This window comes from Synechococcus sp. UW179A (assembly GCF_900473965.1).
GTDB lineage: Bacteria > Cyanobacteriota > Cyanobacteriia > PCC-6307 > Cyanobiaceae > Synechococcus_C.
Genome location: NZ_UCNJ01000032.1, coordinates 130,469 through 147,421, shown reverse-complemented (window position 1 = coordinate 147,421; position 16,953 = coordinate 130,469). Strand labels below are relative to the sequence as shown.

24 protein-coding genes and 1 pseudogene are annotated in these 16,953 nt (G+C 46.9%); 11 read left to right on the top strand and 14 right to left on the bottom strand.

Annotation, left to right across the window (positions count from 1 at the left end; all coding sequences use genetic code 11):
- Positions 1-134: 134 nt before the first annotated feature.
- Positions 135-464, top strand: a complete 330-nt coding sequence (locus DXY31_RS15095; protein ID WP_114994540.1) for a hypothetical protein — start codon at positions 135-137, stop codon at positions 462-464.
- A 263-nt stretch (positions 465-727) separates the two neighbouring features.
- Positions 728-1,591 carry an EamA family transporter gene (locus DXY31_RS15090; RefSeq protein ID WP_206749828.1) on the top strand — a complete coding sequence of 288 codons (864 nt, stop codon included), beginning with the start codon at positions 728-730 and terminating at the stop codon, positions 1,589-1,591.
- Positions 1,592-2,306: 715 nt separating this feature from the next.
- Here the strand turns inward: DXY31_RS15090 and DXY31_RS15080 are convergent.
- Positions 2,307-2,564: a Nif11-like leader peptide family natural product precursor gene (locus DXY31_RS15080; RefSeq protein ID WP_114994537.1), complete on the bottom strand. Its 258-nt coding sequence runs from the start codon at positions 2,562-2,564 to the stop codon at positions 2,307-2,309.
- A gap of 523 nt (positions 2,565-3,087) precedes the next feature.
- Here DXY31_RS15080 and DXY31_RS15075 point away from each other — a divergent pair.
- Entirely contained in the window at positions 3,088-3,300 is a 213-nt protein-coding gene (locus DXY31_RS15075) for a hypothetical protein (protein WP_170953733.1), read from the top strand.
- 1 nt (position 3,301) lies between these two features.
- On the top strand, positions 3,302-3,505 hold the full coding sequence (locus tag DXY31_RS16585) for a hypothetical protein (RefSeq protein WP_137025018.1): 204 nt from the start codon (positions 3,302-3,304) through the stop codon (positions 3,503-3,505).
- A gap of 580 nt (positions 3,506-4,085) precedes the next feature.
- On the opposite strand, the gene DXY31_RS15070 is transcribed toward DXY31_RS16585, so the two are convergent.
- Together DXY31_RS15070 and DXY31_RS15065 are read right to left on the bottom strand one after the other, a co-directional pair.
- On the bottom strand, positions 4,086-4,427 hold the full coding sequence (locus DXY31_RS15070) for a Nif11-like leader peptide family natural product precursor (RefSeq protein WP_114994535.1): 342 nt from the start codon (positions 4,425-4,427) through the stop codon (positions 4,086-4,088).
- A gap of 105 nt (positions 4,428-4,532) precedes the next feature.
- Positions 4,533-4,829, bottom strand: a complete 297-nt coding sequence (locus tag DXY31_RS15065) for a hypothetical protein (protein WP_137025017.1) — start codon at positions 4,827-4,829, stop codon at positions 4,533-4,535.
- A gap of 359 nt (positions 4,830-5,188) precedes the next feature.
- Here DXY31_RS15065 and DXY31_RS15055 point away from each other — a divergent pair, with 359 nt between their 5' ends.
- On the top strand, positions 5,189-6,127 hold the full coding sequence (locus DXY31_RS15055; RefSeq protein ID WP_114994532.1) for an NAD(P)H-binding protein: 939 nt from the start codon (positions 5,189-5,191) through the stop codon (positions 6,125-6,127).
- 164 nt (positions 6,128-6,291) lie between these two features.
- Here the strand turns inward: DXY31_RS15055 and DXY31_RS16580 are convergent, their stop codons facing one another.
- Entirely contained in the window at positions 6,292-6,774 is a 483-nt protein-coding gene (locus tag DXY31_RS16580) for a hypothetical protein (protein ID WP_137025016.1), read from the bottom strand.
- Between the two features lie 271 nt (positions 6,775-7,045).
- On the opposite strand from DXY31_RS16580, the gene DXY31_RS15050 reads away from it, so the two are divergent.
- Positions 7,046-7,318, top strand: coding sequence for a hypothetical protein (locus DXY31_RS15050; RefSeq protein ID WP_137025015.1), 273 nt, complete (start codon positions 7,046-7,048; stop codon positions 7,316-7,318).
- A 147-nt stretch (positions 7,319-7,465) separates the two neighbouring features.
- On the opposite strand, the gene DXY31_RS17470 is transcribed toward DXY31_RS15050, so the two are convergent.
- Entirely contained in the window at positions 7,466-7,906 is a 441-nt protein-coding gene (locus DXY31_RS17470) for a hypothetical protein (RefSeq protein ID WP_137025014.1), read from the bottom strand.
- 1,301 nt (positions 7,907-9,207) lie between these two features.
- On the opposite strand from DXY31_RS17470, the gene DXY31_RS15040 reads away from it, so the two are divergent.
- Positions 9,208-9,402: a hypothetical protein gene (locus tag DXY31_RS15040; RefSeq protein WP_244279857.1), complete on the top strand. Its 195-nt coding sequence runs from the start codon at positions 9,208-9,210 to the stop codon at positions 9,400-9,402.
- A gap of 501 nt (positions 9,403-9,903) precedes the next feature.
- Here the strand turns inward: DXY31_RS15040 and DXY31_RS15035 are convergent.
- Positions 9,904-10,236 (bottom strand): hypothetical protein, encoded by a 333-nt coding sequence (locus tag DXY31_RS15035; protein ID WP_114994529.1) that lies wholly within the window; start codon positions 10,234-10,236, stop codon positions 9,904-9,906.
- Between the two features lie 383 nt (positions 10,237-10,619).
- The gene (locus tag DXY31_RS17635; protein ID WP_244279855.1) at positions 10,620-10,835 is read right to left on the bottom strand and encodes a hypothetical protein; all 216 of its coding nucleotides are present in this window, start codon (positions 10,833-10,835) and stop codon (positions 10,620-10,622) included.
- Between the two features lie 263 nt (positions 10,836-11,098).
- Between DXY31_RS17635 and DXY31_RS17465 the strand changes: the two genes are divergently transcribed.
- Both DXY31_RS17465 and DXY31_RS17630 read left to right on the top strand, forming a co-directional pair.
- On the top strand, positions 11,099-11,239 hold the full coding sequence (locus tag DXY31_RS17465; RefSeq protein WP_206749827.1) for a hypothetical protein: 141 nt from the start codon (positions 11,099-11,101) through the stop codon (positions 11,237-11,239).
- Between the two features lie 76 nt (positions 11,240-11,315).
- A complete protein-coding gene (locus tag DXY31_RS17630) occupies positions 11,316-11,528 on the top strand; it encodes a hypothetical protein (RefSeq protein WP_244279854.1) in 213 nt (70 codons plus the stop codon).
- A 12-nt stretch (positions 11,529-11,540) separates the two neighbouring features.
- On the opposite strand, the pseudogene DXY31_RS17885 reads toward DXY31_RS17630, so the two are convergent.
- From DXY31_RS17885 to DXY31_RS15020, 3 genes and pseudogenes are all read right to left on the bottom strand, one after another.
- Positions 11,541-11,615: pseudogene (locus DXY31_RS17885) on the bottom strand (hypothetical protein); the annotation flags it as partial.
- Positions 11,616-11,705: 90 nt separating this feature from the next.
- On the bottom strand, positions 11,706-11,837 hold the full coding sequence (locus DXY31_RS17750) for a hypothetical protein (RefSeq protein WP_256359640.1): 132 nt from the start codon (positions 11,835-11,837) through the stop codon (positions 11,706-11,708).
- A gap of 12 nt (positions 11,838-11,849) precedes the next feature.
- Positions 11,850-12,041 (bottom strand): chlorophyll a/b-binding protein, encoded by a 192-nt coding sequence (locus tag DXY31_RS15020; RefSeq protein ID WP_114994527.1) that lies wholly within the window; start codon positions 12,039-12,041, stop codon positions 11,850-11,852.
- Positions 12,042-12,578: 537 nt separating this feature from the next.
- Here DXY31_RS15020 and DXY31_RS15015 point away from each other — a divergent pair.
- A complete protein-coding gene (locus tag DXY31_RS15015) occupies positions 12,579-13,301 on the top strand; it encodes a Coq4 family protein (protein ID WP_114994526.1) in 723 nt (240 codons plus the stop codon).
- A 278-nt stretch (positions 13,302-13,579) separates the two neighbouring features.
- The gene (locus DXY31_RS15005) at positions 13,580-13,828 is read left to right on the top strand and encodes a hypothetical protein (RefSeq protein WP_170953732.1); all 249 of its coding nucleotides are present in this window, start codon (positions 13,580-13,582) and stop codon (positions 13,826-13,828) included.
- A 343-nt stretch (positions 13,829-14,171) separates the two neighbouring features.
- On the opposite strand, the gene DXY31_RS15000 is transcribed toward DXY31_RS15005, so the two are convergent.
- The 4 genes from DXY31_RS15000 to DXY31_RS17460 all read right to left on the bottom strand — a co-directional run bounded on the left by DXY31_RS15000 (position 14,172) and on the right by DXY31_RS17460 (position 16,914).
- On the bottom strand, positions 14,172-14,420 hold the full coding sequence (locus DXY31_RS15000; protein ID WP_114994524.1) for a Nif11-like leader peptide family natural product precursor: 249 nt from the start codon (positions 14,418-14,420) through the stop codon (positions 14,172-14,174).
- 443 nt (positions 14,421-14,863) lie between these two features.
- Complete coding sequence (locus DXY31_RS14995) at positions 14,864-15,229, bottom strand: hypothetical protein (RefSeq protein WP_114994523.1); 366 nt, start codon at positions 15,227-15,229, stop codon at positions 14,864-14,866.
- Between the two features lie 1,359 nt (positions 15,230-16,588).
- Positions 16,589-16,738 (bottom strand): hypothetical protein, encoded by a 150-nt coding sequence (locus DXY31_RS17170; RefSeq protein ID WP_170953731.1) that lies wholly within the window; start codon positions 16,736-16,738, stop codon positions 16,589-16,591.
- A gap of 38 nt (positions 16,739-16,776) precedes the next feature.
- On the bottom strand, positions 16,777-16,914 hold the full coding sequence (locus tag DXY31_RS17460; RefSeq protein WP_206749826.1) for a hypothetical protein: 138 nt from the start codon (positions 16,912-16,914) through the stop codon (positions 16,777-16,779).
- Positions 16,915-16,953 lie beyond the last annotated feature (39 nt).

Genomic DNA, 16,953 nt, shown 5'->3' with positions numbered 1-16,953 from the left:
CGTCCTTACGTTCACACCACTTCTCGCAAGCCATAAAAGCCATGACATGGTTGATGATCACCTGGTTCAGCTAGTCGGTCAAAGAATCACTGCTGCACAGGAGAAGATCCCGTATTCTTCTATGGAGCAGATCCATGAATCGATCTCAGTCCCTGCAGTACATCGAACAACTGTCAGGGAATGGGGTGCTTGAAGAAGCCACTTATCGCTATGCCCTAAGAGTCGTTGACTTGATCAGTTGTGCCACGAGCGAAGAGCTGTTGCGCTGTCAAACATCTGAAGAACTATCGGCCTGGATACGGCGAGATGCACTCGCTTCTCAAGCAACGCTAAGCGAGGAGGCATTCACAGAGCGATTTGAGGTTGGGCACGGAAGTGCCTATGGATGCATTGAACAGATGCTGAGCTGTGTTGACTACGAGTTTGTTTTCGACCTATTGGCCTCCATGCGTCAGTCGGACTAGCAAGTCAGGCCCCGTACCTGGCTGAATAAGCTCTGGTTTGCTGAGCAGGCTGTTGGCTGATTTTTCACAATGGGCAATCTCACTTTTAAGTGATTGATTAACCACTCTACGCTTAAAGATCACGGTAATGACATGGTTTATTGCTGTGATATTCGTGTTGATGGGTCTTGATTTTCTGGAGTACCATTTGTGAAATGTTTGATTGATTACTTTCGTGGCCTTGTATTATTGTTTTAGTTGTATCCGATGCCATGGTCAGGGGGTTGATCTGGGGAGTTAGTACTGCTTTTGTTTTTAGCATCTATATTGTTTTGTCTAAATATCTTCTTTCACATTTTTCTTCGCCATGGTTGTTGCTTGCTTCGGGGGTCGGAATTGTTGCCTTGATTCCATCTGTTCTCAAGCGAGGTCATGTCTATAAAAGTTGGAATCGCAAGCAGTGGAGGCTAGTTATTCTGATGGCCTTGTTGAGCGGGTTGTTTAATTTTTCGATCCTGCTCAGCATTAATTATTTGCCGGCATCTATTGCAACAATGTTTGTCGGACTATCGTCTGTGACACTGTTGCTTCGAACGTGTAGTATCGAGGGTCGATTGCCTATGCCGTTAGAGTTCTTGGCGGTCTTTTTTGCTGCTTTTGGTGCTTTTCTTGTTTTAGGAGTGAAGCTTCAATCGTTTTCTTTTATTGGTCTAATGTTTGGTGCTTTTGCGCTAATATTTGGCACAAATGCTGTGATATTGACCGGCAGAATCCGTGGAATTATTAATGCAAAAGAAGTTGTTTTCTCGAAGCAGCTTAGTAAGGTTATTTTTGCGTGTTTTGGCCTTATTCTGATTTCACGATTGCCTGCTGCGCCCTATCCGACATTGGCAGTCCTTTGGGTGTTGCTGCTTGCCACTGGATGCCTGAAAATGCTGGAAAGTTTTACAGCTTCAAAGACCGCATTTGCGCTTCCCCCTGTGACCTATAGGAATATATTATTGCTTAACTTGCCAATTGTTGCTTTTGTTGAGTCTTGGATGTTCGACATTCACCTCGATGACTACCAGTGGATTGGTATATTTTTTATTATGCTATCGGCCCTAAGTGCGATCTTTTCTGGTGAGAAACGCCTTAAAGCGCTCTGAACAGTCCATTGTTCGTTTGTCATTCTCCTCATTCAAGAGATCTGTCGTTTCGTGTGCAGTTATTCTGTGCGCCGGTTGCCAGGCACAACTACCTTGAACCCTGCGAGACCAGGTATCAAACAGTCGGGTGGAAGCGATGCTTATCCAGGTGATCAGGAGACCAGAGGTCTCCGCCATTTCACTTAATATGAAGTGGCGTAAGCCAGTGCAATGAATTTTAAAGAGGGCGAACTAATCGCGATTTTCTTCGGATCAATCGCAATCTTGCACGCTTTCCCTTTTGCTTGGGAGAGTCATCAGATCAACAGATGCGTCGACTATCAGCGAGAGTACTTGCGCAATCGTGATTTGCCTAAGAACAGAATTCATGCAAAAGCAGTTAATTACTGTCAAGGAGGCCAAGCCGGCAATACTCAATAGCGGGCTCAATGTCCAAGTATTAAGAATCGAAGTGATGCCCGCCCAAGTGATAACGGATCAACACTGCCAGTCGGGACCAGTGTGCTGGTAAAGTATATTTTGCTTAGAGGTCTTACCCTTTTGATGTTTACTTCCTGGCAGTGATTGTTTTGGATTCAAGTTTGTTAAATTTCCCTAGGAATTGCTTGCTCCTTGCGTTGTTTTGATGTTTCTGGGAAACAAAAGATTGTCCAGGGACAAGCTTTGATTCCCAAAAAAACCCGCTCTTGGCGGGCATTCTTGATGGTCCTTAGCTTCAGTTGTCAATCGTATAGTTTTTGCAGATAGTTCCGTGGCATTGGCAATAAGATCCAAACTGTCCTGCACTTGTAGCTTCAAGCTCTTCTTCTGAAATTCTAGCGGGAAGATTGAGGTTGTTAGTAGAAATCGAAAAACCTTCTGTTTGCGCAGCATTAACTACTTCTTTTGTTGACTTTGCAGCTTTAATCTTCTCTTGAAGGCCTCTGTCGCCTTCGAGTTTTACGAGAAATGTATTGAGTTGTTCTTGAGTCATGAGTTTCTCCGGAAGGGACTTCTTGGTTCTAGGCCTGTTGCACCGCAGGCAGCAGAGGGGCAGCCGACCTTAGAGGTACGGTTTCGAGACCTTCCCCGGCGGGTTGCACGGGAGGAAAATAGCCGGCTTCGATCGTGTTTCCTGCCATTAGCGATGATGTTTTCAAACCAGTCCTCTCCGTCGCGCGAGCTGCAGCACCTGATGCGACCCCGTCGACAGTCCCCCGAGGCGGGACAGACAGTCCCCAACTAAGAAATACCGGTTTTGCCGACCTTTTAGCTGCGGAATCCTGCGGGATTGCCGTTGGGCTGTGAGCTTGAACAGTATTTCAAGCCCAGCCTTTTGACGTAATGCGTTGGTTTCACAAGTGGGCTTTTTGATCGCTTGGCCAATCCAGTCGCAACGAAGCCTGGGAAACGCTGCAGAAGTCAGGCGTGTGGAAACGCTGTGAGCTAAAGGATTCGCGCAAGGATGGTCGGAGAATTCAGAGTTTGCTATGAGCTGGTTAGTTGTATCCACCTTGATGAATCAGAGTCAGGACGCTATGCGTCATGAGAACGACCAGAAGCACCGTTCCGATGCCAGTTCGCTTGACGTTCAGGTTGAGCGAAATCGCAGTGTGAATCATCTGTCAACCAATACGGTCAGTGATGAAGCACTCAAGAAGGTAGACAGCCAGACAAATGAACTCATGAAAGACCAGGGGCCAACCCCATTCCGCAAGGAGATCAATTGATATGAGTAACGAACATCATCAAAGTGGCAGACGCCCAAATAAAGCTGATCTTGAACGGCTTGATCCGGTTCATCGCGAGAAAGAACTGCTGAAGCAAGCTAGTGCAGATGAACGACATAGCCACCCGAATGAAAAGAATCGGGAGCACTCTCACAGTGGAGAGAAGTTTGTGGAGGAAGTGAAGCGCCTTGATGCTACAGAGTGATTCAGTTCTCTAATGCAGATAATATGACCAGTCACTCGTGATCTTTAAATGTAGCGATTCGTGTGGAGGTCAGGTCATGGCGGGGCAATTGTTAGGCTCTGATCAGGGGAATGCTGAGATACCAGGCAATCGATACCTGGCAGACCATGTAGAAGTCAGTTGTTGAAAATGTCGCCAACGGAGGTGGAGATGGATCACCGCCGGCTCATCGTGTCGAATGTATTAGAGCAGTTCATTTAAGTCCCATATTTTTTAGTTTCTATGGATGCTGACGTGCATTAGTCGTAATCTTAGAGTTTTGTTGATCCAGGCGGGTCGCCTTCATTCCGAATATCTGGACAAGCGACTGACTAGCTCTGAACTTCTCCTAAAGCATGATGCTCTTTAGTTTTGGCGTTGAAGCTTTAGAGGTACCAATGTAAGATTTGTTGAAGAGATGATCCCACTGCTTATTACTCTATGCCTTTATGTATCAATCAAAAGGATCCAATTATGCCAGCTCATTGGAACTGATTGCTGCTCAATGAGATTTGGCGGAGTAAATGGCTCGAGAAAATATATAGATTTTAGTTTTCTGCCTTTAGGCATTGTTGAATTCACCTGCGCCACCATTGCTCCATCCTCTCGAGGCTCCATTGTTCCATCCACTCAATCCGCCATTATTAAATCCGCCCAAGCTGCCGTTATTCCATCCACCTGTTCCGCCATAAATCTCAGAAGTGTCTTGGTCTGATAATTGTTTGCTTAATTGAGAACTGTCAGAATTAAAATCATTCAATATTTCTAGCGCAGAAATAACGAAACCTAGTTCCTTGGCGAGTTTGACCATGGCACCAGCGTCTCGACATGATTTTACTTTCTCCTGAAGATTTGAATCTCCTTTAACTTTGGTGAGGAATGCTTTGAGTTGTTCTTCTGACATGGATATAAAGCTTGTGCACTAGTCATAGCAACGCTCTGCTGGGCGAAGTGCATCTACGGTGTTGACACTAAAAACTCGCAATTGTTGGGGCTTTATGTGGACTCCTCAGTAACTACTCAAAGTTGAAGTGTTTGCAAACCATTTGGCCGCCACTAGCTGGGTTAAAAGTTGTCCGATAGGTCTCATTAACCCCAACGGCTTCAGCTTCTGCGCTTGCGTGGGTATTAGCTTAATCTGGAAAGCCGATGGGGTGACCCCCTCCTTGACTGTATCTTCTTGCCGTTGCTCTTCAACGGCTCGATGATCTCCCTCTATCGTTTCCGCTTTTCTCTCTTCTTTCGGCAGCTTGTCCCACTTTTCCCATGGGTAAGCAGTTACTCTGACTTTAACGGTAGTCCCCATGGTTTCTGGGAGTGAATGTTGAGCTTGCGAGCTCTTTGACTCCTTCAAGTTCACAGCCTTTTTGGGGAACCCTGCAAAACAGCTCTGTATGGAGAGTGCAGAGTTTTGGTGCATGTCTGATCAATAGCTCAGAATTTTCTTCAAGGCTGGCTCTAGTTCATCCTCAAGCTTGTGAAGCCAAGGCTCAATGGCAATAAAAACCGCTGACTGCTCGTTGATCGCCATTGACCGAAGAACGGTTTCGGTTTGCTGATAAACGCTTAGCAAGGAAAGGACCGCACTCTCACGAATGACATTCCGGCTTCCTGTGCTTTGTGAGTCATCGTTCACACGGCTTCAGACCATCGGTCTGGGGTCGTGTGAATATTGCCATCGTGCCGGAAGCTGAAAAATCTGCTAATTCAATTCTCAGAGCTGATTCACCCAAGATGATCCTTGTTATGTCCTCCACCGGCATGTTTGGTCGTCCAGTCGTGGAAGGCTTAGCGAAACGTGGTCTTTCAGTCAGGGCGACAGGACGGTCTGAAAAAGCGTTGGCAGCTTTGGATGCACCTGGGGCTGAACTCATATCCGCCGATATGGATGATCCCTCAACCTTGCCCCAATTAATGAAAGGAGTCGACAAGGTGCTCGTTAATGCACCAATGGACGACAAAAAAGAAGTTCGACTGAGAAATGTGATCGAGGCCATGATCCAATCCGGTCATGGAGCGAAGATTGTTCTGCTAACTGGCGGTGTTGAGCATGACGATGAACTTGGCACGGCTGGATTAGCCACTGAGAGATTGATGCGTTCTTCTGGACTGCCTTGGACGGTTGTCGGTCCTCAGACGGTTATGGAAACAAACTTCAAACCATTTCGTGAATTGATCCAAGCCGAAAGCATGCTGATGTCATGTGTCGGTTCGGCAAAGGTGGGTTTTGTGGCCTTAGAAGATGTCACAAATGCATTCATCAATGTTTTGGATTCGCCAAAGGAAGCACATGTTGGTTGTGAATATATGATCACTGGGCCGGAAGCGGTGACTTTTGAGGATGTTGCAACTGCTGCCACAGAAGCTCTTGATCGCCGAATCATCTATCAAGACATGCCTAGAGATGAGTTTCGGAATCTGATGCTTACAGAAGCTGGTTTTACAGAGGCAGATGTAGATATTGAGGTGATGTGTCACCTTGATGCCTTTCGTGCAGGTAAAGCAGCTCGAATCACGGATGACTTTACCAGTCTTACAGGAAAGAAACCAAAATCAGTGCGGGAGTGGTGGATAGCGAATGCAGACTTTTTTATGAGCGCCTAACTGAAGATCGAGAGCTTGCATTCATTATGCATTAGTGAATACCTTAAAAGCTTGCTTGAATCTGCTCAGCTCCTCGACAGACTGATGCTGCGCCATAACGCCAGCGAAGGCTGGGAAATGATGTAGAAGGAAGGCGGTTGGAACCGTTGCTCCTCAAGTGATAGTCAACTTTTGTGTGCTGTCGTCGCTTTGGTGATCTGACACTGTCCATTACTTCTGAATTTGCTTCCAGAGCTGATGAACTCATATTCGTGATTATATTTTAATGTGCTGCGATCGACTTTGAATATATAACTCGTGCGTGTGCCGTTTTTATTCCTACCTTGTTCGTGAATTGTTAGTTCCGCAGGCGTCACATTGAAGTGTCTTTCATTTCCATCAACAGTTGCGCTATTTGTATCAAAATCCAAAATGACTTGCCGTGTGAACAATGTGTATGGAGAACTATTCCATGTTGATGTTGTATCTTTACAGGTGAGATGCGTTGGCACTGCCTCGGCGCTCGTTGAAATCAGCACGTCGACTGCGAAAAACGCCGCCGCACCTAGAAGGCTGCCAACAGCAGATCCGACAACGACACGTCTGAGGCCTTCCATTGACTGATCACGTCTGATGGCATCGTCGCTAAAAGGCTGTTGAAGGCGCATCCCCAGAACGGGCCAAAGTTTTTTTGTCTTTACAGCTCCACCTAATGCATCGCAGCGACTACACCCTGATTGACTGCAGGCTTCGCACGTGCAGAAGCATTGTCCTTATGGGACGTCTTGTTGTCTGGGAGATGGTTCCAGTAGCCACACTCCAGAATTTCACTTCTACTTAAGCCTATGTGTTCGGCGACGGTGGTTGTCTGTGCTGGGTCTAATTCTGCAATTGCTGCTTGGGAGATCTCCACTTCCCAGCACTGGTGCAGCCCCAAGGATGTCTGATGAGCTTCTGGTGAATGGCTCAGATTGGTCGTCCAGGCGGAAATCAGCTCATGCAGAAGCTGGCGAGGCCAAGGCTCCAGGGCACTCAATCCTCACGGTGTTTAAGGGCAACCGGTCCTGGCTGAAAATCCACGCTGTAACTAGACGCCCTCTCATGGATTCGAACCATCGACCGATTGTTCTGCAGGCAGTCGCACTTTCGGTTACAGAGCAAATGACTTTGCCAGACCGTGCCGATGGCGATCAAGGACCGACCATTGGTTGATCGCTCTTTACCGAAGAATGGTGCGGGTTGGTTGAAGAACACCCAACAGGGAAAGGTTTGCAGGCTTACGAAGACTTGTCCTACGTATTGCTCAATGGGCCGTAGTGGAGCCCTTTAATCATTTGTATGACTACTAAGTGTTGGTGGCTACAGCCTGGGCAGACAAAAATCGATAGTTAGCACGCCGTTCATACCGCCCTCGATTAATGGCATCATGATTGGGGACAAGTCTAGGTGTGGCTTTGATGTGTCATACAAAATGCGATAATTCTTGTTTTCAAAGATAATAAACAAAGCATGATTGTAACCTCTGGCTAGAAATGTCGCATCAGGCGGAATGCCGAAGGCGTCTACAATTTCCTGTGGGAAATTAAATGTCTCCAAGGGTCCGGCGTATGCCAACTCAATCCCCGGGATTCTGGTTTTGAATGATATTACCTGTCTGTTCACGTCTGATACTGCTTTCGGGCTTACGTCTTTTTTGATTTTCCACAGTCCAATGTGAATGATTTTTGTAGATGTCATCATCGATTCATATGCTCTATCAAGCGTAGTCCATGTTGGATTTTTTTCATGGTTCGATTGCATTTGGCTTGCGTATGAAAACTGTTCACCTATGGATTTTTAGCTGATTAATGTGAGTGCTTTTTGGATGGCATGTTGGACGATCGAGTAGCCATCGCCGAAGTTGCTTCGAGTGTATGCCCTGTTGCGCCACGTTTGAGACTTATGTTGATCACACCAGCCGAGGCCTGTTGGCGTCCTGCTTTCTGGCAGGAAATCGATGCATTCATGGCCCTAGAGCCTATTGCAGATGTCAGGAGTACACCTTGATTGATTCTGGCTGTAAAGCTCTAACCAATAGGCCGCATCGGCATTCTTTCGATCAACTGGCGGCATCGTCGTTGCGCCTCTTTGTTCTGCCCAGGGCTGTGGAGTGGTTCTTCGTCGGGGAGTTCGGACCTATCTGACCTTCTTCAGAATCTCGGTTTTTGTTGACGAAAAAGCCTTGATCTGCGCTTGGCTGTCAGCACCACAATCATGTCAATACAGCTTTCACCAGCACCACTACATTACCTGGGAAGATCATTGTGCAACTAGTAAATTTTACCAGGGATTGACTGCTCCTCTCGCCAAGTCTCAAGATTTAATCGTGACAGCCACGCATGGATACAATCGAAGGATAGAACATACTTGGGAACTACGTTGTAGTCTTCTGTGTTAAGGAACTGAAAGGCAACAGATTGAAGAGTACTTCTTCACGATGTGAAGGACTTGCTCTTGTCTTTCATGACTTTGTTTTTGCGCAGACCTGCAGCACGGTTGCTCCGTGTCAGTTTATACCTGATTTTTGGATTGGAAGATGCAAGAGGATAGGGAGCACTTTTTACAATGCTCGTCTTGGATGTTAAGCAACAGTTGTTAACGGTTTTGGTATTAAGCCCATTATCGATGGCCAGTATTAGTCCAAAGCTCAAGGCAACAATGAATACACCTACTGCTTCTCAGCTTCTTTGCCGGTCGACCGATGCATCTGTGCAAGCTCATCAAAGTAATTTTTTCGAGCATCGTTGACCTTAGCCTCGACTTCTAGGGCAAGATGCACGAGGTGCCCATTCAGTTTGCGGAGATTGGTCCCTGATTGGCGAGTCATAGGAAAGCTTTTGATTGAATTAAAATTAAAACCGATCAACTAGATCCTAGGCGTGTCTTAATCGAAGTTAAAAGTTAGTATTAACTGTATTCAATAGAACCCTTTGTCCAGAGTGTTTGGTTGTGGTTGATACGAAAGCTGAAAGCATTGATTCTCGTGTATGCGAATGATCCCGAAGCAATTAAAGATTTTTGTTGATTACTGGCTCGATCAGGCAGAAGCTTTAAGTGAAACCATGTCTCGATCCATGAAAAGCCACAAGCGCTACACCGTCAGACACCGCGAGACCAGTAGTCGAAGAATCGAAAGCTGTTTCTACGCCGGTGATGCTTTCGAAGCCCGCGTTCTGGCTATGGAGGCGGTTCCCTTTATTAAGGCTCACCCCAACTCTATTGAAGAAATTCGCTGCGAGGAACCAAGGCAGGGTTAGATGTATTCCAAACGTCAAAGCAAAAAAACCTTGTTTTAGAACGGTCAGGGCATTGATTTCCGTAAAGGGTGCTTGCATCAGTGAAGGTTGGTTTGATGACGATGAACCGATGAATGCCAGCTGAGTTATGAGATATCCCGCCCCTCCAGCACACGCCGAGCTCCGTTCTAGTTATGTGTCTGTGCTTTAAAGCAAATAATCATATTGTGAGTTGCGATAATTGTAAGTACTGATACAACACCGTTCGATTGACAGATGCCATTACAAATGTAATCGTATTACCTCGATGGATCGCGAAACTCTTTTGGCAACAACTAGTCGGGGAACGGCTTTACACAAATTCAGCGACGGCTTCATTGTCTGCGACCCTGAAGGACAATGTAGTTTTTGTGCTGACTTATACAATGCTGAAGAGTTAATGCAAAAATTAGACAGGAAATATGATCCTTCATTCCCTTGGATCGCATAAAATAATTTATTCATCAACGGAAGAATAAGAAACTACATTAAAACCCTGGCAAATGTGCTTTTGACGACTCCACTTTCTTGGTGGTCTACAAAACTGTTATGTCCAAATGACAGAGGTGCTGAAGAACCGTAAAGCCAAGAAAAAAGGAATGGTACGGGGTGGCCCGCAGTCATCCCGTTTTTCTTTGGCAGCAACAAATGCAGAATCACCGCCGCGTCTTCTGAATCGCCGCTGGCGATCAGTTTTACCCAGGGACCTTCCAGTCGTTCTAGATCAGCCAAGCCTTGCAGACATATCAATCCAACTTGCGGACTGGTGGTTTCTGGTGTCGGCGCTGAATCACAAGCACTTAGTTTGTCCAGCATTCGCTAGGCGGTTTCGTCAACGTGTCGGGATGCCATAAAAGGACCGCCCGCTAGTTGATCGGCATGTGCCGAAGCATGGCGTGTGTTGGCTTTACTGCATGCAGACCAGGTCAGCCTAATGCGTGTTCTTATTGCGCAAAGAGTTCCGTGATGTGTTTCACTCTTTCAAAATAGTTGTTAGCTGTCCTTTTTTCCTGCATAAAAAACAATTAAGTGAACGTCCTTATTGCCGATAGCTCTTCCCATGTGCAGCCTATTCACAACTTCAATTAAGGCATCTCCACTCTCATACCTCCTTTTTGTTCTATTTTTCAGATATAAATCGAGGGTTCTATCAAGAATCACTGCGGCGTTGATGACTTGATGATGGTGCCAAGGTAGAGTCATGCCTGCAGGTATTTTATCCTTAAAATCGCGATTTCTGGTTGGCCTTGCGGATAGTGTGGTAAAAGAGTTCCATCCCATTGTCTTATTGGCTTCGCAAGGCTCTCGACCTTGATACCAAGACTTTCCGCTCCATTAACGTCATGGGCTCTTGATATATGGGCCTCTGGCGTGATTGTTAGTAAAAAAACAACTGTGAGTGCAAGTCGTTTCATGCGTTGCTTTGATATGAAGTGCAGTTTGGCTATTCAATTTTCATCGGAGAGCTGAGCAATCTTTTCTATATGGTCATTTGTTGTCAGACAATTTCACTGTTATAACCCGATTGAAAACTAGGAGACCCTGCAGAAGTGAAGTGGCTGGAAGCCTTCCCGCCTAGTGGTGACTTTGCTTCAAATGGGGGATACTGTTTCACCAGCACGACTCGGGGCTATGTCGAGGCGAACCCTGCAGACAACAGTTCACTGAGGCACGGCTGATGAACTTTCTGAAAAGCATGGGGCTGTTTCTGCTGATACTCGGCTTCTGGTGCGGCAGCGTCCTAGGAGCCCTGTACTTGATCGAACGTCATCGCCTTCAGGAATCTGGCGTTTTAGAAGGAAATAGCCCTAATGGGTGATGTGTCCCTGATCAATGGGCGTGAGGTTTTGCTCGGTGGAATTGTCTGATCGACAAGACAACCAAAGCCTTTGTGATTGGCGCTCACAGCGTCGTCATTGCTACCCCGGTGGCGTGGGTCGGTTCGTAATTCAGGTGGGGGTTATCGCTCTGGATCTTTAAGGCGCTTTGCCTGCATGGAAGAACGCCAGGTTCTGCTTTTCTGCGGCTGTACCCGCTTCCCCGACAAGAAAGTGCTGCATGACAAAACCATGGGGCATACCGGAGCCGATATGGACTTTCACCCTTGATCCCCTGCTGTTGGTTTTAGTTGTGAAACCAAGGCCATCGTCCCTGAGTGGATCGTGTTTGCCCAGATTCACCCGGATCGGTGTCAGGCTGTTGAGATCGCCATGGGCAGGACTTGCGAGGGGCTGGCTCCATTGGTCAACCCTTGGGCATAGAGGGCCCGTTGAAATGCGAGTAGTTCAATGCCGTTGTAGGGGGATGCCCACTCCGAATTCGATCATGGACTGATGACGTTCCAGTTCAAGGTCGAGCACGCCGTAGATCAGCACCAGTCCCTCAGGTCGCCTTGCCTGAGGCTTAGCTGATGTCATGGGTGTCTGCGTTTAGAGGCAAATGCCAAGTGCTGATAGCAGTCCTTGATGCAGCAATGCTTCGGTTCCAACAAGGGCTATGAAGCCGAGCATCGCCATCCTTCCATTGAGAAGTTCAGCTCTCACCTGGCGCTCACGACGCATTTGCGCTGCGGCAAGGTCTTGCCAGTAACGCTCATCAGCCAGGAGGGTTGCAGTTGTCATGGGTTTCTCCCAGTGGGACCTAATTGTTCTATGGCTGCTCGATCACGATTGGTAGTGGGCCAACCGTCTTCTGAGGTTCGGTTTCAGGACCTTTTCGGACGGGTACTACGGGAGCACATTCACTGGCCATGACCAGCTGCAGCTCTAGAGGTTGCTGGTCTAACCATTGCTGCAAGTGCAACGAACTGGTCTCATATTCAGGTGAAGCGAGTGATCACTCGGTTGGAACTGGCCTGATAATCACGAAGGCGGAGGACAGAAACGAAAGTGAAGCGCTCCGTCTACGAGTTTGTTTTCCGCTTGTTGTTTCTTGAACTCAGCCATAGTGTGATTAGTGCCCCTGCATGCAGCCCCTCCTCTCTCCCCGAACGCTGAGAAAGGCTGATGAGTCGTCGGTGGAGACGCTCAAATCTGCTTCAGGGCAATGCAGTTCACATCTGATGCTTTGCCCTGTAAACCGAATATTTTTGTTCGGTTTTGAGTAGTGACTTTGATGCTCAGCAGGTCTAGATCAGAAAAGCCACGGAAATTCACGACATGGTTTCGCGTACTGAATTAAAAGAGGATGCTTTCGATTTGGCGTTAGGGATTCTTCAAGTCGCCAGAGATCCTGAGCATGGGTTTAAACATAGTAGGCATTTCTCGCCAATTTTTAAATGGGATTTGCAAAAAGAATGGCTCAATAAATTCTTAACTCATCCTCAAATTCAGAGTCTTGTTGATGAGCGATTCGGCGTTGCATGGCCATCATTTGATGATATGCATGCAATGCCAATTGGAAGCTTGGGATTCTGCGCTCAGCAAATGTTTAGGCAGCTCGGCATGAATCCATTTCCTCCGGTAAATAAAAACCTGAGGAAGGTTGCCGAGACCAGTGAAAAGGAAGACTACTTATCCCGCAGGCTTAGAAGCTTTCATGATATTCACCATTTAATTCTTGGTGTTGATACTTCGGTAGCTGGGGAAGCGGCTGTGCAAGCCTATTACGCTGTTTCACAACAGCAACCAGGAGTCGTTGCGGGTCTCTCTGCTCTGATGACTCACAGTTTCATCTGCCCCGATGAACATCGCATGATCTGGGAGGCGATTAGCTTTGGAGCTCAAGTGGGTCTCGCTGGAGTCTTCTTGGAAGGGTGCCGTTGGGAAGAGGGTTGGGAACGGCCATTAGCAGAATGGCGATCTGAACTTGGTGTCACTCCTTTGCTGGAGAAGTCTCCTTTTCAGGATGAAATACATCGGTGGGAGACTCTTTCTTCTTGACAACTCAACATGAATGTTTTGAGCAATACAGCCTCTTTCGATCCGTATTCCTAGGCGGCCAATGTGGCAGTCAAGTCATCCACGACGCAGCCGAATTGCCGGAGCTGGGTGTTGTTTAGGTGTGGGCTGGATGAGCGGACTCTACGGAGCCGCATCGGTCCCGGGAGGCATCCGGATCGAGCGCACTGACTACGTTCCATTTCGGGTTGCCGATTAGCGCGTTGTGTTTGAAGAGCCCGCAGACCTGAATATCGGCCCTGAGACCTGAAAGGTGCTCAGTGGAAGCTGATGCCCACAGGTTTGAGCTGACCTCCCAAATCATGAGCAAAAGAATCAAAACGACTGCAGCGGTGTTGCTTGCCCTGCTCGGCTTCTCAGCTAGAGCTTCCATAGAGAATCTTCAACCTTACCCATGGCTTGAGGAAGAGTCTCGCGGCTACCTGATGGCTTTATGCCGTATGCAAGAGGCCGGTTTAATCATGCCTCAGCAAAGCACTGTGTTTGTGACGGGGTACCGCGACCATTAAGTTGTTTTCAATTCGAAGTATTTAAAAAGAGTATTGCGGAATTACATTGGTCTCAAAATCTGTTCTTTCTCGAACAGGGCTGTTATAGAGAGCCAACACCTCATTTCAACTGATCCATATTGAGTTCCCTGGCTTTGGTAGATGTGTTTTTATCACCCTTTTAGCGGCTAACTATTTCAGCGTCTTTGGCTGAAAAATACTGCGCTCTGTCTTGCCAGGCATGGCAACATGATTTATAGACTTTTTAAACGAGCATGTTGTTTTTGCCGAAAAAATATGATTTGCTTGCCCTTGTCTGGTTTCATGCTGGCAATGTGTAAATGCAAATGCCGTTTAGTAGAAATCACTTGCAATTGTCAAGAAGAATACTGGTGCAGGTCTTATTTTGTGTAAAGCCACCGCCAGCTACTCCTTCCAGTTCATCGTCTGAAAGTTCTGACTGAGTTTTTAAATCGTAAGCAGAAATCATAAACCCAGCCTCTTCTGCAATCGCAAGAACTGCATCGGAATCAGCTACGGCTTTGAGCTTTGCCTGAAGACCGGTATCACTTTTAATTTTCGCGATGAACGCTTTGAGTTGCTCTTCTGACATGGATATCAGGTCTTTTCAGCAGTCATAGCAATGGTCTGTCTTTCAGGCGCTTGCCTGCGCCTGCCTGCCCCGTTTGGGGTAGCCCTAAAAACAGCTTTCCACACGTCTTGCCCAATACTCACACTCGTTATTGTCATATCGCCTGGTTTGATCAATATGCTTTGCATTTACCTTTCCCACGCATGACCCCTTTCCGTTAACTCCAATCTCTCAACCTTGTGTGAATCAATCAATAAGTAATTTTTCTTCCTGCCTCAACCTGAGTCAAGACTTTGCAGCAATCACTCTTAACACCCTTTGTCAATGCATCAAGCCTGATCTGAATTCCGTTTTGTTACTCATCCTTGTATTCCGCTTGCTATCGCCGCAACTCAGCAGCATGCAATTACCAGCAAATGCCCTGTCGTCTTTGACAACAACACCCTTTCTAATTATTCCTGTATTTATTGATCAAGCGATGTTCCATCATCTTCTCTATAATCAAAAAATTTGATGATTTTCATTTTCACGGGATTTGGTATGTCGTCATAGTTTTTTGGTTCTATTGATGGGTCTTCCATTCCAGTGATATTTGTTGAATCGTAATTCTTTCTCCCGTCTACGCAGATTCGGTTGTTGTCCTCAAGCCATGTACCGTCATCATGAAAAGTGTATTTTGTACCGTTCCTGAGCCAGTTAATACACGCTTTGATGGCATCTGTTTTCAACTCATAGCGTTCGATTGAAGCTGATTTTGAGTCTAGAGTGTAGAAAAGTAATGTTAATTGAGTTAGGGCTAAAATAGTTGTTGTAAGGAATTGTTTTTTCATGCTATTTCTCAAGGTATTGCTAAGTTTAATTTACCTCTTTTGTTTGATGCGTCCATCACCACACCCCATGGATCATGTTCCACTACATAAGACCTCTTGGTAATGGTTGGCCGCGTACCTCCAGGTATCAATTCAATGGTTGATCGCAGAAGGGGCCAACAGCCCTCGCTTCTTTGTGTTCCTTGCCAATAACAGCTCCAGCGCCCAGCACATTCTTCACCTCCGACTCGCCCTTAGCCATGGTTGGCTTTCATCGCGCTCAGTCGCCCACCACATGGTCCTCAACCTGACCAGCCCTGCTTCTTCCGTTATCTGCACTTTGCCCGCATGCTTCAACGGAATTCCGCCCTCCCGAATGACGTCGCCAATCGTCAGCGCATTGCCCATACGATGTGGCAGGCAGGGATGGTTGAGCAGCCGAGCTGTATGCTTTTAGCAGGCGTGTGTAATAGGTCGTTAGCTCGGAGTTGACTCCTCCGACTCTTTCCCAGGATCTAGGTTGCAGCTTCTTCTCGTGCCTTGTTTTGCTGTGGTCTTCGCTTGGCAGCCATGGCTCAGTGCATATCCCGAAAATCGGACCGCAACAGCAACAACAGATCACTAACAGCTGCCGTCATGGGTCCTCAGCTGACATGAGGGATCTGACGCCTCCCTGAACTGCTAAGAGCGGCAATGACGGTAATCCGACTCACGGTTGGCACAATCAATTTTTAGATTTAATGGGTCGCTTAATTAACGGCATTGAGAGTTGGACAACTCTCCTCATTTTTAGTTCGGCTCACTAAGCAATCATGCTTTATTTGTTGATTGCTTTTACGTGGATTGCGGTGTTCATTGGCATCGCCAGATGTGAGAAATAAGGTTTGCGGGGCAAAGCTCAACTTACGCGCTTCATATTACTAGGATAGATCAATCATCGATGACACTGGGGGAGCCGCGTTTAAGCTGTTCTAGGGCAATTAAAACGTCGTACTTGGCACTAATTTTATAGTGTCGCCTATTGGTTATTCATCGCTAGCAATCCTTTAAGTAGCTTTCAAAGATATTGATTGCTGGATAGCGTGCGCTCCCTTCTGGTGGAATTCCCTCTGTCTGAATCGGAACGAGGAAAACCCGGAAACAGCTGTTAGCAATTTATGTCAGTGAATCTTTGAGCATATAAGTGCTGATCCATTGAGATTCTTTGCTTTTGTCTAGGTGTGTCAATAGGAATCGTGATCGCTTTGTAGCTTCCTCCGCGCAATGCTTCATATTTCCTCGATTCTTATTGCTTGCTCTGAATTCGACTAGGAGGTGCTTCAGGGTCAGGAGCACTGTCCACCAGCCTGTCCGATTTGTAAACGGTTAGGCAGGGTTTATTCAATCCATCATCAGCTCTTCTACTTCTGGAAAACTAAGGTCTTGTGTGCCACGAGAGTGCTTTCTTCTAAAGATGTCTGTAGCGTTGGTCCTGAGTGCTGAGACGAATTTGTTCAGCAGGGACAACGCGAAGCGGGTTTCGGGGTTCATGGTTCAAATGAGATTGTTTGAACTGTTCTGCTTTCTTCTTAGGCAATCAAAAGCCCGCCGAGTGGCGGGTAGAGATGGTTGACAAAACCTGCTGTAACTGACGCCCCCTGATCGATGCGAACCGTCGACCCCCGGCCCAGTTGGCAGAGTCTTGGCGCGATGGATTTCAGTGGCATCCTTTGGCAGGTGGACGCCGTGCAACCATCCTTTAGGGG